Consider the following 26,097-nt stretch of genomic DNA (forward strand, 5'->3'; position numbering starts at 1 on the left):
CACAAATAAAAATCCCAGCCAATGGCTGGGATTTTTTATGCTTCTTGCTTGTCTTCAGCAATGGTGACTTTCAAGCTCATCTCTTTTCCTTTACGAATGATGCCGACGTCCACGGTGGTGCCAGGACGTAAATCGGTGACGATATCCATAACGCTCTGACGCCCTTGCACTTTATTGCCATCAATACTGATAATGATGTCCTGCTTTTGGAAGCCTGCCGCATTGGCTGGACCATTTGGATCAATACCAAGCACGACAATACCACCTATGTGTTCATTTCCAAGTAGGCGAGCAGTGACCGCATTAATGTCTTGGCCGTCGATTCCAATATAACCACGAATCACGCGACCATCAGCGATGATTTTCTGCATGATCTTGCTGGCTAGTGGCGCAGGGATCGCAAAGGAAATACCGTAAGTTTCTAAATCAGTCGCTTGTTGGAAAGAGGCGGTATTGATGCCGACGAGCTCACCTTGTGTGTTCACTAGAGCACCGCCAGAGTTGCCCTCATTGATGGCGGCATCGGTTTGAATGAATGCTTGGCGACCGTCGCTAATCGATGAGCGTCCTGTTGCTGAAATAATGCCGAACGTTGTGGTTTGTCCAAGGTTGTATGGGTTACCGATGGCTAGGACCACATCACCCACTTGTGGCTTGTAATTAGAGTTCAGAGGAATAACAGGTAAATTTGAACCTTCGACACGCAGTACGGCAATGTCTGTGCGTTTATCCGTGCCAACTAGCTGAGCCGCTGCGGCTCTACCGTCTTGTAATGCGACAACAATTTGGTCTGCTTGAGCAACCACATGGTAGTTGGTAATGATGTAGCCTTTCTCACTGACAATGACACCTGAACCCAGACCTTGAGTCGAGAGTTTACTGCGATCATTTTCAACATATTTACGGCTGTAGATGTTTACTACGGCAGGTGCTGCTCTTCGCACCGCCTGATTAAATGTCAACTCAACGGACGCGATATTAACAGGTTGCGGATCTAGCGCGGCAGGAATTACGTTGTTGCGCAAAGATGGTACCGCCAGTAATACCACTGCGGCAGTAGCCAAGCCTAAAAAGACAGAACGTAATAAAAAGCTGAGCATATCCTCTCCATGCATGAGCGCCAAAATGGCATAGAAGATGAAGAATAGCATTACATTGAAAAATAACAAAAGGGCAGCACGGAATCGTGCTGCCCTTTTCATTAGCTATTGAGCGATAAGGAAAAGTATTCGAGGCTTATTACTCGATGCTATGCATCGAAAACCTTATTTCCTATTACTTTGAAAGTGACTAACGAATAACAAGATAAATAGTACGTTCGCCACGCTGAATATTCAGAGCCAATACGCTTTTGTGCTTATCCACGATTGCACGAAGCTCAGCAAGGTTTTTCACGCGCTGACGGTTTACACCGATAATGATGTCCCCTTGTTGTAATTGATATTGAGCAGCCGGAGAGTTATCTGCAACGCTCGATACTTTAACGCCTTGAATTGCATCACTTGGTGTCGTATTGCTTAATTCCGCACCCTTGAGCCCTTCGTGTAATGTTTCGGCTTTGGCTTTCATATTTGTAGATTCGCCAAGCGTTACATCAAAGGTTTTATTCTTACCATCTCGAACCACACCTAATGTGATTTCTTTTCCTGCGCCCAGCGTTGCTACTTTTGCGCGGAGCTCTGAGAAAGTATTAATCTCTTTGCCGTTTACCGATACAATTACATCACCGGCTTTCAATCCAGCTTTATCGGCTGCGCTGTCTGGTACGACTTGGCCAATAAAGGCCCCTTTACTCGACTCGTAACCCAATGCATCAGCCAGCTCAGAGGTTACTTCACCGCCCTGTACACCCAACATGCCGCGTTTGACTTCACCAAACTCTAGAATTTGCTCGGTGAGGTTTTTCATCATGTTGGACGGAATCGCAAAGCCAATCCCCACGTTACCGCCGTTAGGGCCTAAAATCGCAGTATTAATACCGATCAGCTCACCATTAAGGTTGACCAATGCACCACCAGAGTTACCGCTGTTAATTGCGGCATCGGTTTGGATGAAGTTTTCGAAGTTTTCAACGTTTAAGCCACTACGGCCTAACGCTGAGACGATGCCCGACGTCACGGTTTGACCGAGTCCGAATGGGTTACCAATCGCAACCGTAAAGTCACCTACGCGAAGTTTGTCGGAATCTGCGACTTTAATTTGCGTTAAGTTTTTCGCTTTTTCTAATTTAAGCAACGCAACATCGGCCATCTCATCTCCGCCAACGAGCGTAGCGTCATACTCGCGACCATCATAGAGGCGAACTCGAATCTCATCCGCGCCCTTGATTACGTGGTAGTTAGTGACGATATGCCCTTTTTTCGCATCAATAATGACACCAGAACCTAAACCTCTGAACGGGCGCTCGCGCCTTTGCTCCATCGGAAAGTCCGGTCCAAAGAAGAATTGAAATTGTTCGGGAATACGGCTGGTTTGTACTTGTTTGCCTTCTACAGCAATACTCACAACAGCAGGGGTTACTTTCTCAAGCATGGGCGCCAAGCTAGGTAACTGTTGGCCATCCACATTTAAAGGTAATGCGGCGGTGGCTTGAACTGGCGCAATAATAGAGCCCAAACTCAGAGATAGAACGGTGAGCGCAAGCAGTGGTTTTTTCATCCAATAACTCCTCTTGAAACATGTCTGCCAAAAAGAAATATCCGAACGGTTAGTTCACTTTGTTAATAACTAATATAGGGCCTAGTTCGGATAATCAAAGGGGGAGGCAGCTCACATCCAAGTTAGAGCAAAGGTAAGAAGAAAAAGTTCAAAAAAGGGCCGATACAAATGTATCGGCCCTAGTAGGTAGAGGTAAGAGAAGGTTATGATGCTTTTGCGGTTACCGCTTCGGGAGCATTAATGATTTCTTTCTCTTGATCCTTTAAAAGACCCGTTGCGCCATTGGCGTAGTCTTTTGGCTGTTCGTTAAACTCTGGTTGATCTTCTGCAATAGCTTCAGAAGACATTGCCGTTTTCTTATCAAACGGGTTGTCTTGCTCTGGCAAGTTTGGCAAAAGCTCAGAAGAGGTCTTAGCCATATGTTGGTACAGCTTGGTGTAATCTTTACCTAGTGTATCCAACATTTCTGCGGTTTGTGCAAAATGATCGACGAGCTCTTGACGTTGTTGCTCTAGTTCAAACTTGGCCGCTTCAAGTTCTTTCTGCACAGACTTTTGTTTCTTGTATTCAGGGGTGGTTAGTCTACTAATGACTACGCCTACGATTGTACCGACCAGCAAACCCACAATGGCATAAATCCAAGGCATAACTGCTCCTTATAGTTGTTTTAACAAGTCTTTTACTACTTAGTTACACGCGGTGCTAGTCCATGTTACTATGGCTTGAACAGCCGATAAAGAAAAATAGCAGTATGTCTTCGGGGACTGATAACTACTTCTCTCTATTCTCAAAGTTGACCCCGAGGTAACCCTTTTCCCAGTACCTCTATACGACTTAATACGATGACACCACTACAACAATATCAAAAAGACATAGCAGAACACGGGTTTCAGCGTGATGAAGCTCAGTATCAAGCGGTCGTTGCACTAGATAAGCTTTACCATGCTATCGTTGAATTTCAGTCAGCTCCTGTGCCCCAGCTTTCCAAATGGCAAAAGCTCATGGGGAAAAAAATCGACATGCCTGAACCCCCAAAAGGTCTTTACTTTTGGGGAGGAGTCGGACGCGGTAAAACGTACCTCATGGATGCGTTTTTTGATGCTTTACCAACCCAAAGAAAAATGCGCGTACACTTTCACCGCTTCATGTATCGAGTACATGATGAGTTGAAGCTGTTAGGTGATGTCGAAAATCCGCTAGCAAAAGTAGCGGATAAATTCAAAGAAGAAGCGGATGTGGTTTGCTTTGATGAATTTTTTGTCTCTGACATTACGGATGCGATGATCCTTGCAACGTTACTCCAAGAGATGTTCAAGCGGCAGATGATCCTAGTCGCGACTTCAAACATCGAACCGCAGAACTTATATCGTAATGGCTTACAAAGAGCGCGCTTTTTGCCTGCAATTGATATGATTTTGGCACGCTGTGACGTGTTGAATGTTGATAGTGGCGTTGATTATCGCTTAAGAACGCTTGAACAGGCCGAAATATACCATTATCCACTTGATGAACAGGCCAACATTAATCTCAACAAGTATTATCAGCAGCTGACGGGCGAACGTCAGATCGTCGCTCATCAAATCGAAGTTAATCACCGTCAGCTTGAGGTAATTGAAGCGAGTGATGGGGTTCTGCATGCGTCGTTTGCTCAGTTATGCCAAACCGCTCGCAGTCAAAATGACTACATTGAGCTGTCCCGAATTTATCACACGGTATTATTGGCGGACGTTCAACAGATGAACCGAAAAATAGATGACGCTGCGAGGCGTTTTATCGCACTGGTCGATGAGTTTTACGAGCGCAATGTGAAGTTGATTATTTCTGCTGAAGTGCCAATGGAAGACTTATATACTGAGGGGCAGCTCGAGTTTGAATTTAAGCGCTGTTTGTCTCGGCTCACTGAGATGCAAAGTCATGAGTACCTCGCGCGTGAGCATTTGGCCTAAATCTAGTGGGTTCTTAAAAAGTGAAGAAAAAATTAGTGATTTGGCGCAAAAAAAGGTGATTTTTTCTTCGCTCTTCTCTATAATCCTGCGACCCACCGTTACTGCAGACCGGATTATCGAAGTTATTTCGAAATTGAAGGTCGAGAGTACCAACGACTCGAAGGGGTGATGACTGGGCTCTTAGACAGTGTGGGAGCACCAGAACGGTGTTCCTTAAAGTTTAAATTTTAATTAACGGGTTATTATTAGCATGAAAACTTTCGTTGCTAAACCAGAAACTGTAAAACGCGACTGGTACGTTGTAGACGCTGAAGGTAAAACTCTTGGTCGTCTAGCAAGTGAAATTGCATCTCGCCTACGTGGCAAACATAAAGCTGAATACACTCCTCACGTTGACGCTGGTGACTACATCATCGTTATCAACGCTGAGAAAGTTGCTGTAACTGGTAACAAAGCTAAGAACAAAGTGTACTACCGCCACTCTGAGTTCCCAGGTGGTCTAAAATCTATCACTTTTGAAAAGTTGATCGATCGTAAACCTGAGATGGTTCTTGAGCTTGCAGTTAAAGGCATGCTTCCACGTGGTCCTCTAGGCCGTGCTATGTACCGTAAGCTTAAAGTTTACGCAGGCGCTGAGCACAACCATGTTGCTCAACAACCACAAGTACTAGACATCTAATTGGGGATTTCGAAAATGGCAGAGAATCAATACTACGGCACTGGCCGTCGCAAAAGCTCAGCTGCACGTGTTTTTATTAAACCAGGCAGCGGCAACATTGTAGTAAACAAGCGTAACCTTGACGAATACTTCGGTCGTCCAACAGCTCGCATGGTTGTACAACAACCTCTAGAACTTGTTGAACTAACTGAAAAGCTAGACCTTTACGTAACAGTTAAAGGCGGCGGTATTTCTGGTCAAGCTGGTGCTATCCGTCACGGTATCACTCGCGCGCTTATGGAATACGATGAGTCTCTACGTCCTGCTCTACGCGCAGCTGGCTACGTTACTCGTGACGCTCGTTGCGTTGAACGTAAGAAAGTTGGTCTACGTAAAGCACGTCGTCGTCCACAGTTCTCTAAGCGTTAATTTCCTCTTATTGGAAATTCTGCTTTTCAGAGTTACTCTGGAAACTGTGTACCAAAAGCTCGGCTCTATGCCGGGCTTTTTTGTTTTTAAAGAAATAATACCTGCCTATCAATATCCATTTGTATTCACTTATAACTAGGCTCAAAGTAAGGCTTCTTCCTTACCATACGTTATAAGCTTATTTATCTGCTGTGGGTGCCTTTACGTCTTAATATCCCTGCAACATGTTTTAAAATGCCTACTCGTCTTTTTTGCGTATGCGGCGTGCTACAAAAGTGAAAATACAAACAACGTAAGTTGAATGCGCACTAAGAAATATTTTGCTGTGTAATTAACTGAAAACTACCAAGATAAAAGGTTTGAATAGCTTTCAGCAGAACTTCCATGTTGTGCTTTCTTGTTACAAATCACATCAATTTTTTATAATTCTGCCGCTTTTGTGACGACGCGAGCGATTTGCCTCACAAATGTTACAAAAAGGTAGCTTTATCTTGTCAAAAAGTAGGGTTTTCTTTATCATTTCCCTCCAATAAATAGAACTAAATTCATTATTTGTTAGCCATGCTCTTATAAGCGGAATAATAACGATCCAAAGGGAGCAAATGGGAGAATGTTTGGATGAGCAACGCGCCTTTAAATAACGGTCGCAGGCGTTTTCTAACCGCTACAACGGCAGTTGTTGGTGGGTTAGGGGCAGTCGCCGTCGCCGTGCCTTTTATCAAATCATGGAATCCGAGTGCCAAAGCCAAAGCGGCAGGTGCACCGGTGGAAGTGGATATAAGTAAAATTGAACCAGGTCAGCTGGTTCGTGTCGAGTGGCAGGGGAAACCTGTATGGATTGTTCGCCGCACTCAAAGCGTTCTAGATAACTTAAAAACGATCGGCGATAAGCTTCGTGATCCGCAATCTGAAATGGAACAGCAGCCTGAGTACGCTCAGAATGAGTTTCGTTCGATTAAGGAAGAGTTTTTTGTCGCTGTTGGTTTCTGTACTCACCTAGGTTGTTCACCAACCTATCTACCAGACTCTTTCTCAGAGCAGGTCCAGGGCGTAAGATCTGGCTTCTTCTGTCCTTGTCATGGTTCTAAGTTCGATATGGCTGGTCGAGTGTTCCAAGGGGTACCTGCTCCATTGAACCTTGTCGTTCCTAAGCACATGTATTTGAGCGACACCAAGCTCATTGTGGGTGTTGATGAGGGGGATGCATAATGCAAGCAATGTTAGACTGGGTTGAAAAGCGTATTCCTGCAATGAATGCTTATAAAAAGCATTTGTCTGAATACCCAATGCCTAAGAACTTCAACTTTTGGTACCTTTTCGGTTCTCTGGCGATGCTGGTTCTGGTTAACCAAATCCTAACGGGTATTTGGCTAACGATGAACTACGTTCCTTCTGGTGACGGTGCGTTTGCTTCTATCGAGTACATCATGCGTGATGTAGAGTACGGTTGGCTTCTACGTTACATGCACTCAACTGGCGCATCTGCGTTTTTCGTTGTTGTGTACTTGCACATGTTCCGTGGCCTGATCTACGGCTCATACCAAAAACCTCGTGAACTACTGTGGATCTTCGGTATGTTGATCTTCCTCGTTCTAATGGCTGAAGCATTCATGGGTTACCTACTGCCATGGGGTCAGATGTCATACTGGGGTGCGCAGGTAATCATTTCTTTGTTTGGTGCGATTCCTGTTATCGGTGATGACCTAACGCTTTGGATCCGTGGTGACTACATCATCTCTGGTGCAACGTTAAACCGTTTCTTCGCGCTACACGTTATCGCACTGCCTATCGTTCTACTTCTTCTTGTAGTTCTGCACGTATTGGCGCTGCACGAAGTCGGCTCAAACAACCCTGATGGTATCGAAACTAAGCTACCAAAAGGTTCAATGGGCGATGATTACAAGACACAGTTCAAGTTCCACGATTACTACACGAAGAAATACGACATTATCGACTCTATTCCTTTCCACCCATACGGTACGGTTAAGGACTTGGTTGGTGTGGCTGGTTTCTTGTTCTTCTTCTGTTACGTGCTGTTCTTTAACCCAGAAATGGGAGGATACTTCCTTGAACCGCCTAACTTTGAAGCGGCCAACCCACTGAAGACACCAGAGCACATTGCTCCGGTATGGTACTTCACGCCGTTTTACGCAATCTTACGTGCGGTTCCAGACAAACTATTAGGTGTTATCCTAATGGGTGCGTCAATTGCAGTGCTGTTTGTTCTACCTTGGTTGGATCGTTGTAAAGTTCGTTCATACCGTTACCGTAGCAAACTTCATCTGTTGAATATTGTACAGTTCACTATCGCCTTTATCGCTCTGGGTATTTTAGGTGCGTTACCTGCAACACCAACGTACACACTACTATCTCAGATCTTTAGCTTGTGTTACTTCATGTTCTTTGTGTTGCTGTTCTTCTACAGCAAAAATGAAGCAACCAAACCATTACCAGAGAGGGTGACATTCAAATGAAGAAGTGGATTGTAATTCTATTTGCGATGTTGCCATCACTAGCGATGGCAGCTGGGGCCAATGTTCCGCTGGATAAAGCGAATGTTGACCTAACGGATAAAGCTTCGCTACAAAACGGTGCGAAGTTGTTCATGAACTACTGTTTTGCTTGTCACTCAACGCAGTATCAGCGTTATGAGCGTGTAGCAACAGACTTGGAAATTCCAACAGACTTAATGAAAGAAAACCTGATTTTCAATCCTGAAGCGAAAATCGGTGATCTAATGGTCAACGCAATGCCACCGAAGCAAGCGGCAAACTGGTTTGGTGCTCCACCACCAGATCTTACGTTGGTTGCACGAGTTCGTGGTGCTGATTGGTTATACACTTACTTACGCTCTTTCTATGTTGATCCATCTCGTCCATTCGGCGTAAACAACATTGTCTTCCCGAGTGTTGGTATGCCACATGTGCTCGAAGAGCTACAAGGTATCCCGACGCCGATTTACGATACGAAAATCGTAGATGGCGAAGAAGTACAAGTTGTTGTTGGTACTGAAACAGACGGTACGGGTGAGCTGAGCGAAGGCGAATACGACAAAGCGGTTGGTGACCTAGTGAACTTCTTGGTTTATTCAGGTGACCCAGTGCAGCTTGAGCGTCATGCTTTAGGTTGGTGGGTAATGGGCTTCTTAGTGCTTCTAACCATCGTTGTCGTGATGCTCAAGAAAGAGTATTGGCGCGATGTGCATTAATTGTGCTAAAATACCGTGCTAATTCCCAATTTTAATTGATGTACAATGGAGGCTTAGCCTCCATTGTTTTTATTTGTAAGTGTACTGGAGGGCTCCATGGCTGTAGCTGCCAATAAACGTTCTGTGATGACTCTTTTCTCAAGTGCATCAGATTTGTATAGCCATCAGGTTCGCATTGTACTAGCTGAAAAAGGCGTAAGTGTTGAAGTTGAGCTTGTTGACGAAGCAAACCTTCCTGCTGAGCTTGTTGAGCTAAACCCATATAAATCAGTGCCAACTCTTGTTGACCGTGAGCTAGCTCTTTACGATTCAAAAATCATCATGGAGTACTTGGACGAGCGTTTCCCTCATCCACCTCTAATGCCGGTTTACCCTGTTGCTCGTGGCAACAGCCGCTTGATGATGTACCGTATCGAACGCAACTGGTATTCACTCGCTGAAAAAGTGATGAAAGGTAATGCGGAAGAATCAGAAAAAGCACGCACAAAGCTGCGTAATGATCTTCTAACATTAGCGCCAATTTTTGCTGAATATGAGTACTTCATGAGCGAAGAATTCAGCTTGATCGACTGTTACCTAGCTCCATTATTGTGGCGTCTGCCTCAACTTGGTATCGATCTGGTTGGCCCTGGTTCAAAAGAAATCAAGGTGTACATGAACCGCGTATTTGAACGTGATTCGTTCCTTGCTTCTTTAACTGAAGCTGAACGTGAAATGCGCCTAGTTCGCTAAGCGATTTTAAACACGTTATGGATATTGCAAAAATGACTGCTCGCCGTCCGTATATGCTTCGTGCATTTTACGATTGGCTAGTAGACAATGACTTGACTCCTCACTTGGTGGTGGATGCAACGATGCCGGGCGTACGTGTACCGGTTGAGTTTATTCAAGATGGTCAAATTATTTTGAATATTGCACCACGTGCGGTGGGTAATCTTGAGTTAGGTAATGATGCGATTACCTTCCATGCTCGCTTTAGCGGCCGTCCACACTCAGTAATTGTGCCTGTGTATGCTGTCCAAGCTATTTATGCGCGTGAGAATGGTGCTGGTACTATGTTTGAACCAGAAGAAGCGTACACTCACATCGAAGAAGAAGCGATGACCGAGGAAGAATCATCCCCATCGTTTACAACGGTTAGCGATGAGCCTTCTGAGTTAGCCTCTGATTCGGATGCCGAAGAGGACGATGCTCCTCGACCAAAAGGCAAACCAAGCTTAAGAGTGATTAAATAATAAAAAAGCAGCGTAACGCTGCTTTTTTCTTTTTAGTGTCTTGACGTGTTTTCAAGTGATGTTTCGCAATTACTCAATCGTAAATGCTTCGACGTTGGCTTCATTTTCCGCGTTTGTCTCACTTTCTATTGTTTGTACACCGTCACTCGGTAAGTCCACTTCAACAGGTTCCATTTCGCCATATTGGAACCCTTTAATGACTTGTTTTACGCCAGAGATATTACGCGCGATTTCTGTCGCTCGCTCGCCTTGCTCTGGTGTGACATAACCAAACAGAAAAACGTCGCCGTCTTCAGTGATCACTTTAACCTTAACGCCATTGAGCTCAGAGTCGGTAAGCAAGGCTGATTTTACTTTGGTTGTGATCCAGCTGTCGTTGCTAATTTGAGTGACAGTGAGTGGCTCTTTTTGTTTGATTTGATTGTGTATGACTTTCACACCACTAACTTCTCGAGCTCTTCGCTCTAAAGCATGGATAAGGTCTTGCGTTGGAGCCTGACCCATAAGAACAACCGTACCGTTATAGGAGCTGGCAACCACACGAACTTCACCTTTAAACGGCGCCTTGTTACCGATCGCTGCAACTTCGAATTCGATGTTGTTGTCCTGCCAAATTTGTTTTGTACTGCGTGTGTCCGTGACAATATTTGCTGTGGTAGCAGCACCAGCGATAAACAAGCCAGCGCAACCACTTAAACTCAATGCTGTTAATAAGATAACGAGGCTACGTATCATAATTCTGACCCTCAGTCTTGGTTACTCTTCATGAGCAGGGAAAAGCACCTGGTCAATAAGATCACAAAGACAATGGAGTGTCACCATATGTACTTCGTGAATACGTGCAGTGCGGTGTGATGGAATACGAATTTCGACGTCGTTCTCACCAAGCAGTCCTGCCATCTCACCGCCATCTTTTCCTGTTAGCGCGATAATCGTCATGTCTCGAGTTACGGCCGCTTCCATCGCTTTGATAATATTTTTGCTGTTACCGCTAGTCGACATGGCAAGCAGAATGTCGCCTGGCTGGCCAAACGCTCGTACCTGTTTTGAGAAAATTTCCTGGTAGTGGTAGTCGTTTGCAACAGCGGTCAGGGTTGTATTATCGGCTGTTAAGGCCATTGCAGGTAGGCTAGGGCGCTCAGTTTCAAAACGGTTTAAAAGACAAGAAACAAATTGTTGAGCGTTTGAAGCACTGCCGCCATTACCACAACATAAAATTTTGTTGCCATTGAGCAAGCTTGAGACCATCGCTTGGGCCGCGTGAGTAATGGCATCGGGCAGCGCCTCTGCTGCTGCGATTTGAATTTGAATACTTTCTGTAAAGCTGTCTTTAATGCTGTCTAGCATCGCTTATCCTTCAGAGATTGCGTTTTCTATCCAGTTGATATCTCGCCCATTGTCATGAATAGCGATGACATCAAACCGATAATCGATATTGTGTTTTAAGCGCTTTTGTTGGCTAAGCCAAACTTGTGCAGTTTTGATTAGCTTGCGCATTTTTGCGTGCGTTACCATTTCTGCTGCTGAGCCAAAGTGATCATTCTTACGATATTTGACTTCAACAAACACGATAGTTTCACCTTGTTGGAAGATTAAATCAATCTCACCGACCTTGGTCAGGAAATTTTGTTCAATAAAGCGCAAACCCTGGCGTTGCAAATAGTGCTTCGCCAGAGCTTCATATTGATTTCCGATTTGGCGCTTACTAAAGAGCCCCACGCTCAGCCCAGCTCAATTCACGCTGTACAACACAGTTGTTGTCGATACTTAAAATACCGGTTTGGCCACCGACTGAGTAACCAGGAACGACCTTCATTTGTGGAAGTTCACCGATCAATTTATATGCATCCATACCGAGTGCTTTCAAACGTTTTTCCATGTTAGATTGCTCTGACCAAAGCTCGTTCATTTCAGCGGTTACGCTAGGATCTGGGTCAATCAGCAATGGAATGTCGCTGTAGATGATGCCTGTTAGATCTTCGTATGTCGCGCCGCCACTGTTGCTACGCGAACTAGAGAAGATTTGTGGTGCTTTCGCATCAGGGTTAATCGCTACTTCGATAAACGGCTTGATCAAAGTCAGCTCAGTGCTTCTAGCTACGATATAAACCGCATCAACATCACGACGGCTACGTGGCTGTGTTTCAAGCTTAATTCGCATTAATGATTGCATCTGGGCGATACGCTGCTTGCTCTCTTGCAGGCCAAATACTTCATTGATGTCTTTTTGAAGTTGGCGCTTGTCACCAAAGTAACTTGCTGCGACTTTGTTAGAGCTGTACTTTCGCCATTCTTTGTTGAAAGCCTCAGTTACACGCTCTCCAAAGCTGCCTTTTGGTGCAAGAATAAGAGGGAAGTTGTAGCCTTCGCTGAACAAGTGTTTTGCAGCTTGTGCGGCTTCTTGTTCCGGTGATAATGCCAAGTAGCAAATATTGCTATCTGGTTGCACATCCTCGGGGATATTTAGCGCAAGGGCTGGAATGGTAGGGCCATTTGCTGAGCCATCCATGGTTGTGTGCAACAACTCCACGTTCTCTTTTTCTAGAGGGCCAACAACAAAATCGATGTTTTCATTGATCAAGCGTTGTTTAATTTGGTCAGCGTTATACGCATTGGTGTCAATCACCGTAAGTGTTGCACTAGGATCTCGATTACGATCATTCATCATCGCAAACACAAAACCATCACGAATTAATTGCGCTTGTGGCGAGAACTTACCCGTCAGCGGCAGCAATAAAGCAGTATTGTTTGGCTTCACGATATCAAGAGAGAGAATGTTTTGAATCTCTTCTGGTGTATAGATAGCAGCAGGGTGCGAAGGGTTTTCGCTTAACCAGCGCTCTAGCGTATTTTTAAGTTGGGACAGGTTGCCCGATAGCGTTTTTGCATAAACAGCCAGCTGAAGCCAGCCGTCTAGAACATCCTCATTCGGCTCTGTTTCTAATGAGGTGAGTTCATATTCTGAGTAGCTGCCAAAGTTCATCCAAATACGGCTAGAGATTTCCCTCTGCTCTGCTGACGAGGCGTATTGACCAAATGTAACCAGCTGGCGGTTTGCTTCAAACGCTTGGTTAAGGCCTTGATAAGCGTCGGCACGCATCAAGTAATAGTCTTTCCATTGCTCGTTTGGCAATTTCCACCAAGGTTTAAAGTTTAACAATTGCAGCAACTGCGAGTAATTGCCTTGCTTTTGCTGTATGGTCGCACGCGCCAGTTGCCACTCCGCTTGCTGAACTTCGGTCAACTGTTGTCGAGCCAGACGTTTGATCAACAGTTCTGCTTGATCAAACTGGTTCGCTTGAATAGCGGCTTTGGTTGCCATGATCAACCAGTCATTTTGTAAACTGCCTTCCGTGCTATCAGCTTGGATCATATAGTTCTGAACAGACTGAGTAGGCTCAAGTGTTACATCAACGCCATCAGGCTGTCTTGGACCTGAAGAACAGGCGGCGAGCGTAATTGCTAGTGCAACAGGAGTAAGTATGCGTGGTACACTGAGTCTCTTATGGTTAATCATTGCCGTGAGTTCTCTATAATTTTGTACAAAATTGTCTCTATATTAATCGTTGAAGTGATGGTAAACAAATGACAGATAAAAATAAGTTGCCGAATGAGGGGCCAACTCTCTATATCGTACCGACTCCAATCGGAAATTTAGCGGATATCACCCAACGTGCTATCGAAATTCTGTCGACGGTGGACATCATTGCTGCTGAGGATACTCGACATACGGGTAAATTACTGTCTCACTTCAATATTCAAACCAAAACTTTTGCTCTGCATGATCATAATGAGCAGCAAAAAGCACAGGTTTTGGTAGAAAAGCTGCTTTCCGGTCAGTCTATCGCGTTAGTTTCTGACGCTGGTACGCCACTTATCAGCGACCCAGGATACCATTTGGTGACAAAATGTCGTCAAGCGGGCGTTAGAGTTGTGCCGCTTCCTGGTGCTTGCGCGGTCATTACGGCGTTAAGTGCATCAGGCTTGCCATCCGATCGCTTTAGCTTCGAAGGCTTTTTACCACCGAAAAGCAAAGGCCGTAAGGATAAATTCCTAGAGATTGCTTCGGTAGAGCGTACGTGTATTTTTTACGAGTCACCGCACCGTATTTTGGACTCTCTACAAGACATGTTAGACGTTCTTGGCCCAGATAGAGAAGTCGTGTTGGCGAGAGAACTAACGAAAACCTTTGAAACCATTCAAGGTATGCCATTAGGTGAGTTAATTGAGTGGGTGAAAAGTGACGATAACCAACAGCGTGGCGAAATGGTATTATTGGTACATGGTCACCGCGAAACCGCGGACGATTCATTGCCAGATGATGCCTTGCGTACATTAGGGATTTTAACCAAAGAGCTGCCTTTGAAAAAAGCAGCGGCTTTGGTGGCAGAAATTCATAACTTGAAGAAGAATGCGTTGTATAAGTGGGGCTTAGAAAACTTAGACTAAGCACTGCTAACGAGACACATGGTAAAGCGGGTCGATGTGAAAATATCGGCCTTTTTTAGGCTCAATGTTTGATGGTTAGGTTAAAAAAACACCACTCAATGCATTCATTTCATCATATCTGTGATCTCACTAGACTCTGAGTAGATAACTCTATACAATCCGCCCTCGGAGTTGACTGGGTAGTCGCTGCTTTACTGATGTCCTTCGGGAGACTGACGTTGAAGTCCTTTGGGAGACTGACGTCGACGTCCTTCGGGAGACTGGTAAAGGGGAGGAAAGTCCGGGCTCCATAGAGCAGGGTGCCAGGTAACGCCTGGGGGCGCAAGCCTACGACAAGTGCAGCAGAGAGAAGACCGCCGATGGCCCTAGGGCACAGGTAAGGGTGAAAGGGTGCGGTAAGAGCGCACCGGACGACTAGCAATAGTTCGTTGCAGGGTAAACTCCACCCGGAGCAAGACCAAATAGGCCTCCACATTGCGTTGCTCGCGTAAGGAGGCGGGTAGGTTGCTTGAGCCAGTGAGCGATTGCTGGCCTAGACGAATGGCTACCGCCGCGCAAGCGGAACAGAACCCGGCTTATGTGTCGACTCCAACTATTCGAGACCCATCACTACTTTTTGTAGTGATGGGTTTTTTGCATTTTATTGACGCAAACCCTGTCATTACCAATAAACTTGGCGTTAAATCACGTCTGACTTTAGACTTGAGGTGGCGATGATGTGGGAAATCAGTACACTATGGTAGGTTGATCTTTTGCTATAAGTATTCAGCATGAGAGAGCAACATATCTTAAAATCGCTTCAAGATCATTCAACGAGAAAGCTATGACCGAAACCTTCCAACATATTTCCGTGTTATTAAATGAATCCATTGATGGCTTAGCTATCAAACCAGACGGTATCTATATCGATGGAACATTTGGCCGTGGCGGTCACAGCCGGACTATTTTATCTAAACTCGGCGAAAACGGCCGACTGTACAGTATCGATCGTGACCCTCAAGCGATAGCTGAAGCAGGCAAAATCAATGATCCTCGCTTCACCATCATTCATGGTCCATTTTCTGGTATTGCTGAGTATGCTAAAGAGTATGACTTGGTTGGCAAAGTTGATGGCGTTCTACTGGATTTAGGTGTTTCTTCTCCGCAGTTAGACGACGCAGAGCGTGGCTTTAGCTTTATGAAAGACGGCCCGCTAGATATGCGTATGGACCCAACATCAGGTATTCCCGTATCTCAATGGCTAATGGAAGCTGACTTAGATGATATTACTTGGGTGATTCGTGAGTTTGGTGAAGACAAACACGCGCGCCGTATTGCCAAAGCGATTGTTGCCTACCGTGAAGACGAAGAAAATGAACCTCTGGTACGTACTGGCCAGCTCGCGAAGCTGATCTCAGATGCTGCACCCAAAAGCTTTAAAGAGAAAAAACACCCTGCGACTCGTGCGTTCCAGGCATTTCGTATTTACATCAACAGTGAGTTAGAAGAAATTGATACGGCACTAAAAGGCGCGGCAAGTATTCTGGCTCCTGAAGGTCGTTTATCTGTCATCAGTTTCCACTCTCTGGAAGACCGTATGGTCAAACGTTTTATCCGTAAAGAGAGCAAAGGACCTGAAGTGCCACACGGCATTCCAATGACCGAAGAGCAAATTCGTGCTCTTGGTAGTGCGAATATGAAAGCGGTGAGCAAAGCGATTAAGCCAAGCAAACAAGAAATTGAAATGAACCCTCGTTCGCGCAGCTCTGTGCTAAGAATTGCAGAAAAGCTTTAATTATTATGACGAAACCCACTCCTAACCTTGCTAAGTTGATTGCAACGGATCTTATCACCGTTGGTCGCTGGCCATTACTGTTGTTGCTATTGATCGTAGCATCGGCAATGGGAGTGGTATTTGCTACCCACCATGCGCGTCAAGCGATCACCGAAAAAGATCACACTTTGGTTGAACGAGAGCGTTTAGATAGCGAATGGCGCAACCTGATGTTGGAAGAAACGGCCCTCGCGGAACACAGTCGTGTTCAAGACCTTGCCAAAAAAGAACTTGAAATGAAACGACCTGATGGCGATAAAGAAGTGGTTGTCACGCTCAAATGATTAGAAAGAAAACCAACACGAAACCAAGCAACAAGCGTAAACCTGTCGCGAAAGAAAAAAACGCTTCGGGGGATACGAAAACCGAGAAAAAAGCAGTGAAAGTGGCGGTTGAAGAATCCTTTCTGATTCGTTGGCGCTTCCATCTATTACTGTTTTTTGTCTTTTGTGCATTTGCACTTTTGGTGGCGCGCGTAGCCTATATTCAAATCATTGAACCGGATAACCTGATTAAACAAGGTGACCTACGCTCGGTTCGTGTGAAATCCATTCCTTCTGCACGCGGTATTATTTCGGACCGAAATGGTGAGCCGCTCGCTGTCAGTGTGCCTGTTGAGGCCGTTTGGGCGGATCCCGCGACGATATTTAAAGAAAATGCCTTAAGCCAGACCAAGAGTTGGTATGCATTAGCGGATGTTCTTGGTGTTGACCGACAAGGGTTGATAGACAAGATCAAGCACAATGAAAAGCGCCGCTTTATTTACTTGCAGCGCCAAGTGAGTCCAGCCATGGCGAACTATATTCGTGAGCTAAAGCTGCCTGGTGTGGGTCTTAAGTCAGAATCTCGTCGTTACTATCCTGCCGGTGAGGTTAGTGCTCACTTAGTTGGGGTGACGGGGATTGATGGGCATGGTCTAGAGGGTGTTGAGCGTAGCTACGATGAGTGGCTTACTGGCGCCGCAGGTAAGAAAACCATTCGTAAAGACCGTTATGGTCGCGTCGTAGAAAACATTGCGTGGCAAGACAAGCAAGAAGGTAAGTCACTCCAGTTGACAATCGACCAGCGCCTACAGGCGATTGCTTATCGTGCTATTAAACAAGCTGTTGCGGACCATCGCGCCACGTCAGGCTCCGTTGTTATGTTGGACGTGAAAACCGGCGCCGTATTGGCCATGGTGAATGCGCCTTCCTACAACCCTAACAATCGTAGCGACTGGCAAAGCTATAAAATGCGTAACCGAGTGATCACGGACTCGATGGAGCCAGGCTCTACCATTAAGCCTTTCGTTATTTTAGCCGCCTTAGAAAATGGGGTAGCCGATAAAGATACCATCGTAGATACCGGTAATGGTGTACTTCGTTTAGGTGGTAGCCGAGTAAGAGATGTATCCCGCGTGGGTAAAGCGAGCTTGACCACGATCCTCAAAAAATCGAGTAACATCGGTGTGACGAAGCTGGCAATGCAAATGCCAGTAGAGGCGCTGCTCGGTCTGTACAGCTCTGTGGGCTTTGGTGAGCTTTCTGGTCTGAACCTCGTTGGGGAAGTGACTGGTATCTTCCCGACACGAACACGATGGTCTCCTATTGAACGTGCCACGATTGCGTTTGGTTATGGTCTATCGATAACGCCAATCCAGTTAGCGCATGCCTATGCGACGCTTGGAAATCTCGGCAAATACGAGCCAATCCATATTATCGAAAGCAATGATCATGACATGTCGCGCCAAGTAGTGAGTGCAAAGTACGCACGCCAGGTCTTGGACATGCTGGAAACCGTAACCCAAAAAGGAGGCTCAGCTCGTCGAGCGGCAGTTCCTGGTTATCGAGTGGGAGCCAAAACAGGTACCTCACGTAAAGCGTCTGCAGGTGGATACAGCGATGAGTACATCACTTATACGGCAGGGCTTGCTCCGGTTAGCGATCCGCGAATTGCATTGGTTGTGATCGTAAACGAGCCTCAAGGTGATGATTACTATGGTGGTTCGGTAGCGTCTCCTGTCTTCTCTGAAATCATGAAAGGCGCGCTACAAATACTCAATGTTGCACCAGACGAAAACAAATTCCAGCAGTAAGCCGAGTGGCTTACTGAGCAAACAAAATTAAGAAAACCTGAGCCAAAGCTCGGAGAACAAATATGACTAAAGCCATCAGTATGGACGTGCTGCTTTCCCTTGGGTGGATTGCCCCAGCTTATCGTCCGTTCTTGTTTCTGAATTGGAGCTCGACAGCCGAAGAGTTCAGCCTGGAACCACGTTTGTTGCGGTGATTGGCCATATTGTGGATGGGCGTAACTTCATTGCTTCTGCCATTGAGCAAGGCGCCAATGCGGTTCTAGCGCAAGCCTGTGAGGTAAAAGCACACGGCACGGTGGAAATCATCGATGACGTTCCCGTTATTTACCTCGATACGTTGGATCAACGTTTATCTGCAATCGCTGGAAAGCTCTATGCTTACCCAGATATGGATTTGATTGGTGTCACCGGCACCAACGGCAAAACCACCATTACTCAGCTAATTGCACAATGGCTAGAGCTACTTGGCCACAAAGCGGCAGTGATGGGCACGACGGGAAATGGTTTTCTCGACAATTTACAGCAAGCCGCGAATACAACAGGGAATGCTGTAGAAATTCAGAAAACGCTCTCCTCTCTCGCAAAGCAACACGCCACATACACCGCGCTAGAAGTCTCTTCTCATGGCTTAACGCAAGGCCGTGTCAAGGCGTTGTCGTTTGCGGCGGGTGTGTTTACTAATCTAAGTCGTGATCACCTAGATTATCATGGCACGATGGAAGAGTACGCCAATGCAAAGCTGGGGTTGTTTACACAACATCAATGTGAACGTGCCATTATCAATATCGATGATGAGGTCGGTCATGCATGGGCGACGCAGTTAAGCAATGCGATTGCGGTGTCACTCAAACCGAACACTGAGTTTGAAAGCGCAATTTGGGCGACAGATGTCCGTTACGCGGAGTCGGGGATTACTATCCAATTCGATGGTAAATTTGGCTCAGGTCAATTGCACGCGCCACTGATTGGTGAGTTTAACGCAACCAACTTAATGCTCGCTTTTGCGACCTTATTAAGCTTGGGTAAGGATAAACAAGCGTTACTCGAAACCGCAGGTCAGTTGCAACCTGTACTCGGCCGAATGGAGTTATTCCAGACAGAGGACCGTGCCAAAGTCGTGGTCGATTATGCCCATACTCCTGATGCTTTAGAAAAAGCGCTGCAAGCTTTACGAGTTCACTGTGAGGGGCAGCTGTGGGCTATTTTTGGTTGCGGAGGCGATCGCGATGCAGGTAAGCGCCCAATGATGGCGGAAATTGCAGAGCGTCTAGGCGACAGAGTGGTGTTGACTGACGATAACCCACGCAGTGAAGATCCGGTTCAGATTGTAAAAGACATGTTATCCGGGCTGTCAAAACCTGCCGAAGCGATTGTGCAGCATGATCGTTTCAAAGCACTGTCTTATGCGGTTGAGAATGCTTCGCCAAACGACATCATCTTGTTAGCGGGTAAGGGCCACGAAGATTATCAAATTCGGAATGGCGAAACGATTCATTACTCCGACCGTGAGTCCGCTATGCAGCTTTTAGGATTGTCCTTATGATCAAAGTAACGTTATCTCAAATTGCCAACACCACTCGCGGTGAGCTATTCGGCGATGATCTACTTATCGACGCGGTTTCTACTGATACACGAGCGATTGACAACGGTGCTTTATTTGTTGCGCTGGTGGGTGAGCGCTTTGATGCGCACAACTTTTGCCAGCAAGCGGTGGATGCAGGCGCTGGTGCTTTACTCGTACAAAAACGTTTAGATGTGAATGTGCCACAAGTCGTGGTGTCGGACACCAAAATGGCACTGGGTGAGTTAGCCTCTTGGGTGCATCAAACTTGCCAAACACCTACCGTTGCCATCACAGGCAGTTGTGGTAAAACGACCGTCAAAGAAATGGTCGCGAGCATTCTGCAATTGAAAGGCAAAGTGCTGTTTACTGCAGGTAACTTCAATAATGATATTGGTGTTCCGTTGACGTTATTGCGCTCACAGCAGGATGACAATTATGCCGTGATTGAGCTTGGTGCTAATCATATCGGTGAAATTGCTTACACAACGCAGTTAGTAAAACCAGATATCGCGTTAGTAAATAATGTAGCCGCCGCGCATCTTGAAGGCTTCGGTTCTATTGATGGCGTGAAACAAGCCAAAGGTGAAATTTACCAAGGTCTTGCTGCAGGTAGTATTGCGATTGTCAATTTAGACAGCAATGGCGAAACAAAGTGGGAAAGCGTGCTGGCGGATAAGGAAGTTATCACCTTCTCACAAAGTAATTCTGCGGCTGATTACTATGCATCAAATATCGTGATGAATGCCGCGGGAGAGGCCAGCTTTAACCTACATATCGCAGCAAGCTCACAAGAAATTGAACTGTCTCTGGGTATTATAGGTCAACACAACGTGGCGAATGCAATCGCAGCTTCTATTATTGCGTTACAAATGGGCGCCACATTAGAAGAGGTTCGCGCTGGCCTTAAACATTTAAACAAAGTGAAAGGTCGCGTCGAGGTTGAAGCGCTGAGCGAAAAAATCAAATTGATTGATGACAGCTACAACGCAAGCGTGCCAGCCATGAAAGCGGCGGTTGACTTATTGGCTGCTTTCCCAGGTCAGCGCTGGCTGATTTTAGGTAATATGGCGGAATTGGGCGAGGAAAGTCTTGCACTTCATCGTCAAGTCGGGGAACATGCTGCCCCACAAAAATTTGAACATGTTCTCACATATGGTGCAGACGCCAAGGTGATCAGTGAGCTTTGCCAAGGCATTCATTTTGAGACGCACCAAGAGATGATTGAATACATCAAGCAGCATCTAGACCAAGCCGTTCCTGAAAACCATACGATTTTGGTGAAAGGAGCGAACGGTGCACGTATGTTTGAAGTCGCTGCTGCTTTGAAGGAGTATTATTAATGATTATTTGGCTTGCCGAGCTGCTACAGCCATACCTGTCTTTTTTTCGATTGTTTGAATACTTGTCTTTTCGAGCAATTCTAAGCGTATTAACCGCTCTGGGTCTGTCATTATGGATGGGACCAATCATGATCAAGCGTTTGCAAATGCTGCAAATTGGTCAGGTAGTACGTAACGAAGGTCCTGAATCTCACTTTAGTAAGCGTGGTACTCCAACGATGGGCGGTATCATGATCTTAGCGGCCATCTCAATCACAATCTTGCTTTGGACTGACTTATCCAACCCATATGTATGGGCGGTATTGACGGTCTTGCTTGGCTACGGTGCAGTCGGATTTGTTGATGATTATCGTAAAGTGGTGCGAAAAAATACCGATGGTTTGATCGCGCGTTGGAAGTACTTCTGGCAATCGTTGATCGCGTTTGTCGTGGCTTTTGCATTGTACGCTTACGGTAAAGACACTGCAGCCACTCAGCTCGTGGTGCCATTCTTTAAAGACATCATGCCGCAACTTGGTTTGATGTACATTATCCTGACTTACTTTGTGATTGTCGGTACGAGTAACGCGGTTAACCTGACCGATGGTCTAGACGGTTTGGCAATCATGCCAACGGTTCTTGTTGCTGCAGGCTTCGCGGTTATTGCATGGGCGACGGGTAACGTTAACTTCTCTGAATACCTTCATATTCCATACCTACCACATGCTTCTGAGTTGGTTGTCGTATGTACAGCAATCGTCGGTGCAGGCCTTGGTTTCTTGTGGTTTAACACGTACCCAGCACAAGTGTTCATGGGTGATGTCGGCTCACTAGCGCTTGGCGGCGCGTTAGGCACTATTGCTGTTCTCGTTCGTCAAGAGTTGGTGTTGGTGATCATGGGCGGTGTGTTTGTGATGGAAACGCTGTCGGTAATTCTACAGGTGGGTTCATACAAACTGCGTGGTCAGCGGATCTTCCGTATGGCACCTATTCACCACCACTACGAATTGAAAGGTTGGCCAGAACCTCGCGTAATCGTGCGTTTCTGGATTATTTCTATGGTTCTTGTTCTGATTGGTCTTGCGACATTGAAAGTGCGTTAATCGCACTTTCCAAGAACAAGATTTACAGTGTGATCAAATATGGAACGTTGGCAAAACATACATAGTGTTGTCGTCGTAGGGCTCGGTATTACCGGGCTCTCTGTCGTTAAACACCTAAGAAAAAATCAGCCACAGCTTGTGGTCAAAGTCATTGATACTCGCGTAAACCCTCCGGGTGCAGAGCGTTTGCCGGAAGATGTTCAACTGCATAGTGGTGGTTGGAATACAGACTGGCTTTCTGACGCTGATCTTATCGTGACCAACCCTGGTATTGCGCTAGCGACACCAGAGATCCAAGCCGTATTAGCAAAAGGCACGACAGTAGTTGGTGATATTGAGTTATTCGCCTGGGCGGTGCAGAAACCAGTGATTGCGATTACGGGCTCAAACGGTAAGAGCACAGTCACCGACCTCACAGGTGTGATGGTTAAGGCTGCAGGTTTGGATGTGGGCGTTGGTGGTAACATTGGTGTTCCTGCACTGGATTTGTTAGAACAAGACGCAGACCTGTATGTGCTTGAACTTTCGAGCTTCCAGTTAGAAACGACGTCAAGCTTAAAGCTCAAAGCCGCTGCGTTTCTGAATCTTTCTGAAGATCATATGGACCGTTATCAAGGCATGTCTGACTATCGACAAGCTAAGTTGCGTATTTTTGACCACGCTGCTCTTGCGGTAGTGAACCGTGATGATCAAGAAACCTTCCCAGATGCAGAGATGCCATTGGTGACATTTGGCAGCGACAATCAGGACTTTGGTCTCGAGGTGGATGGCAATCGCACTTGGCTGCTCGATCATGGTCAACGAGTGGTCGCAAGTGATGAACTTAAGTTGGTTGGTAAACACAACTTATCTAATGCTCTGGTTGCTTTAGCGCTATTAAAAGCTTCGGACGTAAACTATCACAACGCATTGAATGCACTTAAAAATTACACGGGACTGACACACCGATGCCAGGTGGTTGCGGATAATCAAGGCGTCAAATGGGTGAATGACTCTAAAGCAACTAATATTGCCAGCACTATGGCTGCGCTATCTGGTTTGGAATCGACAGGCAAGCTCTACTTACTCGTTGGTGGTGTTGGCAAAGGTGCTGACTTCTCGCCATTAAAACCGATCTTCGCGACGCTTAACTTGCAACTGTGTTGCTTTGGCGCTGATGGCGATGAATTTATGCCACTGCATGAATCTGCAATACGTTTCGACACTATGGAAGATGTGATTCAACAAGTATCTTCGCAGTTAAAACCAGGTGATATGGTGATGCTGTCTCCTGCATGTGCTAGCTTTGATCAATTCGACAACTTTATGGCAAGAGGTGATGCTTTCGCTGCTCTTGCTCAGAAATATGCATAATTAAAGGTTACACACTTCGTGGGTTTAGGTAACGTTAAACGCAGTATTGGCAATTGGCTCAAGCATCCAGCCCCAGAGGCGATGTTTGATCGTCAGTTAGTGTGGATTGCACTGGGTTTGATGTTGACTGGTTTAGTCATGGTAACCTCTGCATCATTTCCAATCAGCTCTCGATTAACGGAACAGCCGTTTCACTTTATGTTTCGTCACGCGACGTTTCTCGTGCTGGCGTTAGGGACATCCGCTGTTATTTTGCAAGTGCCTTTGCAAGAGTGGTTTAAGAAAAGCCACTACTTACTTTGGGCTTCTTTTGCACTGTTGATCATCGTGCTCTTGGCGGGTAAGTCGGTTAATGGTGCGTCTCGTTGGATTCCCCTTGGGCTGTTTAACCTTCAGCCAGCAGAGGTCGCGAAGCTATCGCTGTTTATCTTCATGTCTGGTTACTTAGTTCGAAAGCAAGACGAAGTACGACAAACCTTCTTTGGTGGCTTTATGAAGCCAATCATGGTGTTTGCCTTCTTCGCAGTATTGCTACTTGGTCAGCCAGACTTGGGGACGGTCGTCGTAATGTTGGTCACGCTGTTTGGCATGCTTTTTATCGCAGGCGCAAAACTGACTCAGTTTCTCGCGTTGATGGTGGCAGGTATCGGCGCTGTGGTAGGCTTGATTCTCGTCGAGCCATATCGTATGCGACGAGTAACCTCCTTCCTTGACCCGTGGGAAGACCCATTTGGTAGTGGCTATCAGTTGACTCAGTCTTTGATGGCGTTTGGTCGTGGTGAATGGTTCGGTCAAGGTCTCGGTAACTCAATTCAAAAACTGGAATATCTACCAGAAGCGCATACCGACTTTGTGTTTGCGGTACTTGCTGAAGAGCTTGGTTTCGTGGGCGTTGTGTTGGTCTTAATGTTGATTTTTAGCTTAGTGCTAAAAGCGGTTTACATAGGCAAGCGTGCGTTTGAAGAAGGCGAAATGTTCGGCGGTTATCTGGCTTTCGGTATAGGTATTTGGTTTGCGTTCCAGACCTTGGTGAACGTTGGTGCTGCAGCTGGTATCGTGCCAACCAAAGGTTTAACACTTCCGCTAATCAGTTATGGTGGTTCCAGTCTGATTATTATGTCCGTCGCAGTGTCCATATTGCTGCGTATCGATTACGAATGCCGCTTGAAACGCGAGCAACAACAATCAGAACAACAAACTAATGAAACAAAATAAACGTTTGATGGTGATGGCTGGTGGTACTGGCGGTCACGTATTCCCAGGGTTAGCTGTAGCAAAACAGCTGCAAGAGCAAGGTTGGGAGATCCGTTGGTTAGGCACGGCGGATCGAATGGAAGCGGATTTGGTGCCAAAACATGGCATTGAAATCGATTTTATCAAAGTGAAAGGGTTACGAGGTCAAGGCGTAAAGCGTCTGCTTGCAGCTCCATTTCAAATTATTAATGCCATCATGCAAGCTCGCGCGCACATGAAGCATTGGAAGCCCGATGCCGTGTTAGGTATGGGTGGTTATGTGAGTGGTCCCGGTGGTATTGCGGCTTGGTTGAGCGGTATTCCTGTTGTTCTGCATGAACAAAATGCAGTAGCAGGTTTAACGAACCAATGGTTATCGAAAATCGCTAAGAAGGTTTTTCAGGCTTTCCCGGGCGCTTTTCCAAATGCCGAAGTGGTTGGTAACCCAGTTCGTGAAGACCTAACAAGATTAGAAGCGCCTGCAGAGCGAATGCAAGATCGCCAAGGCCCAATTCGTATTCTGGTGATGGGCGGTAGCCAAGGTGCACGCATTCTTAACCAAACTCTGCCAGAAGTGATGGCAAAGTTGGGCGGTGATTACTGTATTCGTCATCAAGCGGGCAAAGGTTCCGCCGAAGAAGTGAACGCCGCATACCAAGCTAATGGTGTGGTAAATGCAGAAGTCACAGAGTTCATTGACGACGTAGCAGAGGCTTATGCATGGGCTGACCTTTTAGTTTGTCGTTCAGGGGCGTTAACCGTTTCTGAAGTTTCTGCTGCTGGCGTTGGTGCGATCTTTATTCCTTTTATGCATAAAGATCGCCAACAAGCACTGAATGCCGATCATCTAGTAGAATGCGGCGCAGCGAAAATGATTGAACAACCAGATTTAACCGTTGAGTCTCTGACTCAGCAGATCCAACAATTGGATCGCCAAGCTTTACTTACGATGGCTGAGCAAGCGCGTGGCGCTGCTAAATTGAATGCCGACCGAGTTGTCGCACAAGCCATTGTCGCTTTGACCGAAAAGCGTTAACGAATTATTGAGAATAGAA

At 46.1% G+C, this 26,097-nt stretch carries 24 protein-coding genes, 1 other RNA gene and 1 pseudogene; 19 read left to right on the plus strand and 7 right to left on the minus strand.

All coding sequences use genetic code 11. The features are described from left to right. Nucleotides 1–35: 35 nt before the first annotated feature. From degS to zapG, 3 genes are all read right to left on the minus strand, one after another. Nucleotides 36–1,100 carry an outer membrane-stress sensor serine endopeptidase DegS gene (gene degS / locus P4S59_RS02420; protein ID WP_005395921.1) on the minus strand — a complete coding sequence of 355 codons (1,065 nt, stop codon included), beginning with the start codon at nt 1,098–1,100 and terminating at the stop codon, nt 36–38. A gap of 190 nt (nt 1,101–1,290) precedes the next feature. After that, a complete protein-coding gene (locus tag P4S59_RS02425; protein WP_337167943.1) occupies nt 1,291–2,658 on the minus strand; it encodes a Do family serine endopeptidase in 1,368 nt (455 codons plus the stop codon). Between the two features lie 203 nt (nt 2,659–2,861). Next, nucleotides 2,862–3,305 carry a Z-ring associated protein ZapG gene (zapG, locus tag P4S59_RS02430; RefSeq protein ID WP_005395919.1) on the minus strand — a complete coding sequence of 148 codons (444 nt, stop codon included), beginning with the start codon at nt 3,303–3,305 and terminating at the stop codon, nt 2,862–2,864. A gap of 195 nt (nt 3,306–3,500) precedes the next feature. Between zapG and zapE the strand changes: the two genes are divergently transcribed. From zapE to sspB, 8 genes are all read left to right on the plus strand, one after another. Then, complete coding sequence (gene zapE / locus P4S59_RS02435) at nt 3,501–4,604, plus strand: cell division protein ZapE (protein WP_005395918.1); 1,104 nt, start codon at nt 3,501–3,503, stop codon at nt 4,602–4,604. A 250-nt stretch (nt 4,605–4,854) separates the two neighbouring features. Then, on the plus strand, nt 4,855–5,283 hold the full coding sequence (gene rplM / locus P4S59_RS02440) for a 50S ribosomal protein L13 (RefSeq protein ID WP_012842158.1): 429 nt from the start codon (nt 4,855–4,857) through the stop codon (nt 5,281–5,283). 15 nt (nt 5,284–5,298) lie between these two features. Next, nucleotides 5,299–5,691 (plus strand): 30S ribosomal protein S9, encoded by a 393-nt coding sequence (gene rpsI, locus P4S59_RS02445; RefSeq protein WP_005372876.1) that lies wholly within the window; start codon nt 5,299–5,301, stop codon nt 5,689–5,691. Nucleotides 5,692–6,309: 618 nt separating this feature from the next. Continuing rightward, nucleotides 6,310–6,900 carry a ubiquinol-cytochrome c reductase iron-sulfur subunit gene (petA, locus tag P4S59_RS02450; RefSeq protein WP_005396462.1) on the plus strand — a complete coding sequence of 197 codons (591 nt, stop codon included), beginning with the start codon at nt 6,310–6,312 and terminating at the stop codon, nt 6,898–6,900. Then, nucleotides 6,900–8,165, plus strand: coding sequence for a cytochrome b (locus tag P4S59_RS02455; RefSeq protein ID WP_005372880.1), 1,266 nt, complete (start codon nt 6,900–6,902; stop codon nt 8,163–8,165). The genes petA and P4S59_RS02455 overlap by 1 nt, the downstream gene beginning before the upstream one ends. Then, a complete protein-coding gene (locus tag P4S59_RS02460; protein WP_005372881.1) occupies nt 8,162–8,899 on the plus strand; it encodes a cytochrome c1 in 738 nt (245 codons plus the stop codon). The genes P4S59_RS02455 and P4S59_RS02460 overlap by 4 nt, the downstream gene beginning before the upstream one ends. A 96-nt stretch (nt 8,900–8,995) precedes the next feature. Next, a complete protein-coding gene (sspA, locus tag P4S59_RS02465) occupies nt 8,996–9,631 on the plus strand; it encodes a stringent starvation protein SspA (RefSeq protein ID WP_005372897.1) in 636 nt (211 codons plus the stop codon). Nucleotides 9,632–9,648: 17 nt separating this feature from the next. Beyond that, the gene (gene sspB, locus P4S59_RS02470) at nt 9,649–10,134 is read left to right on the plus strand and encodes a ClpXP protease specificity-enhancing factor (RefSeq protein WP_031780550.1); all 486 of its coding nucleotides are present in this window, start codon (nt 9,649–9,651) and stop codon (nt 10,132–10,134) included. Nucleotides 10,135–10,203: 69 nt separating this feature from the next. Here sspB and P4S59_RS02475 read toward each other — a convergent pair whose 3' ends face one another. Genes P4S59_RS02475 through P4S59_RS02490 form a run of 4 tightly spaced genes read right to left on the minus strand, consistent with a single transcriptional unit; the run spans nt 10,204 to nt 13,651 of the window. Next, nucleotides 10,204–10,869: a BON domain-containing protein gene (locus P4S59_RS02475; protein ID WP_005396458.1), complete on the minus strand. Its 666-nt coding sequence runs from the start codon at nt 10,867–10,869 to the stop codon at nt 10,204–10,206. A 21-nt stretch (nt 10,870–10,890) separates the two neighbouring features. Further along, complete coding sequence (locus P4S59_RS02480; RefSeq protein ID WP_005372901.1) at nt 10,891–11,481, minus strand: phosphoheptose isomerase; 591 nt, start codon at nt 11,479–11,481, stop codon at nt 10,891–10,893. A gap of 3 nt (nt 11,482–11,484) precedes the next feature. Next, entirely contained in the window at nt 11,485–11,853 is a 369-nt protein-coding gene (locus tag P4S59_RS02485; RefSeq protein WP_012842156.1) for a YraN family protein, read from the minus strand. Continuing rightward, the gene (locus tag P4S59_RS02490; RefSeq protein ID WP_337167944.1) at nt 11,840–13,651 is read right to left on the minus strand and encodes a penicillin-binding protein activator; all 1,812 of its coding nucleotides are present in this window, start codon (nt 13,649–13,651) and stop codon (nt 11,840–11,842) included. The genes P4S59_RS02485 and P4S59_RS02490 overlap by 14 nt, the downstream gene beginning before the upstream one ends. A gap of 68 nt (nt 13,652–13,719) precedes the next feature. Here P4S59_RS02490 and rsmI point away from each other — a divergent pair, with 68 nt between their 5' ends. From rsmI to murG, 11 genes and pseudogenes are all read left to right on the plus strand, one after another. Continuing rightward, nucleotides 13,720–14,583 (plus strand): 16S rRNA (cytidine(1402)-2'-O)-methyltransferase, encoded by an 864-nt coding sequence (gene rsmI / locus P4S59_RS02495; RefSeq protein WP_005396454.1) that lies wholly within the window; start codon nt 13,720–13,722, stop codon nt 14,581–14,583. Nucleotides 14,584–14,750: 167 nt separating this feature from the next. Next, nucleotides 14,751–15,177, plus strand: an RNA gene (gene rnpB, locus P4S59_RS02500) — RNase P RNA component class A. Between the two features lie 229 nt (nt 15,178–15,406). Beyond that, nucleotides 15,407–16,357, plus strand: coding sequence for a 16S rRNA (cytosine(1402)-N(4))-methyltransferase RsmH (gene rsmH, locus P4S59_RS02505; RefSeq protein ID WP_005396452.1), 951 nt, complete (start codon nt 15,407–15,409; stop codon nt 16,355–16,357). Nucleotides 16,358–16,362: 5 nt separating this feature from the next. Further along, nucleotides 16,363–16,680 carry a cell division protein FtsL gene (gene ftsL, locus P4S59_RS02510; protein ID WP_012842154.1) on the plus strand — a complete coding sequence of 106 codons (318 nt, stop codon included), beginning with the start codon at nt 16,363–16,365 and terminating at the stop codon, nt 16,678–16,680. After that, entirely contained in the window at nt 16,677–18,470 is a 1,794-nt protein-coding gene (locus P4S59_RS02515) for a penicillin-binding transpeptidase domain-containing protein (RefSeq protein WP_006743237.1), read from the plus strand. Before ftsL ends, P4S59_RS02515 begins: the two co-directional genes overlap by 4 nt. Nucleotides 18,471–18,532: 62 nt before the next feature. Beyond that, a pseudogene (gene murE, locus P4S59_RS02520) lies at nt 18,533–20,013 on the plus strand (UDP-N-acetylmuramoyl-L-alanyl-D-glutamate--2,6-diaminopimelate ligase). Next, nucleotides 20,010–21,374: a UDP-N-acetylmuramoyl-tripeptide--D-alanyl-D-alanine ligase gene (locus P4S59_RS02525; protein WP_337167945.1), complete on the plus strand. Its 1,365-nt coding sequence runs from the start codon at nt 20,010–20,012 to the stop codon at nt 21,372–21,374. The pseudogene murE and the gene P4S59_RS02525 overlap by 4 nt, the downstream one beginning before the upstream one ends. Further along, the gene (mraY, locus tag P4S59_RS02530) at nt 21,374–22,456 is read left to right on the plus strand and encodes a phospho-N-acetylmuramoyl-pentapeptide-transferase (protein ID WP_005372931.1); all 1,083 of its coding nucleotides are present in this window, start codon (nt 21,374–21,376) and stop codon (nt 22,454–22,456) included. Before P4S59_RS02525 ends, mraY begins: the two co-directional genes overlap by 1 nt. A gap of 39 nt (nt 22,457–22,495) precedes the next feature. Then, the gene (gene murD / locus P4S59_RS02535) at nt 22,496–23,809 is read left to right on the plus strand and encodes a UDP-N-acetylmuramoyl-L-alanine--D-glutamate ligase (RefSeq protein ID WP_337167946.1); all 1,314 of its coding nucleotides are present in this window, start codon (nt 22,496–22,498) and stop codon (nt 23,807–23,809) included. An 18-nt stretch (nt 23,810–23,827) separates the two neighbouring features. After that, nucleotides 23,828–25,024: a cell division protein FtsW gene (ftsW, locus tag P4S59_RS02540; protein ID WP_005396444.1), complete on the plus strand. Its 1,197-nt coding sequence runs from the start codon at nt 23,828–23,830 to the stop codon at nt 25,022–25,024. Further along, nucleotides 25,011–26,078 (plus strand): undecaprenyldiphospho-muramoylpentapeptide beta-N-acetylglucosaminyltransferase, encoded by a 1,068-nt coding sequence (gene murG / locus P4S59_RS02545; protein WP_104974500.1) that lies wholly within the window; start codon nt 25,011–25,013, stop codon nt 26,076–26,078. The genes ftsW and murG overlap by 14 nt, the downstream gene beginning before the upstream one ends. The last annotated feature ends 19 nt before the right edge of the window (nt 26,079–26,097 follow it).

Origin of the sequence: Vibrio sp. M60_M70 (assembly GCF_037162085.1) — a bacterium.
Classification (GTDB): Bacteria; Pseudomonadota; Gammaproteobacteria; order Enterobacterales; family Vibrionaceae; genus Vibrio; species Vibrio diabolicus.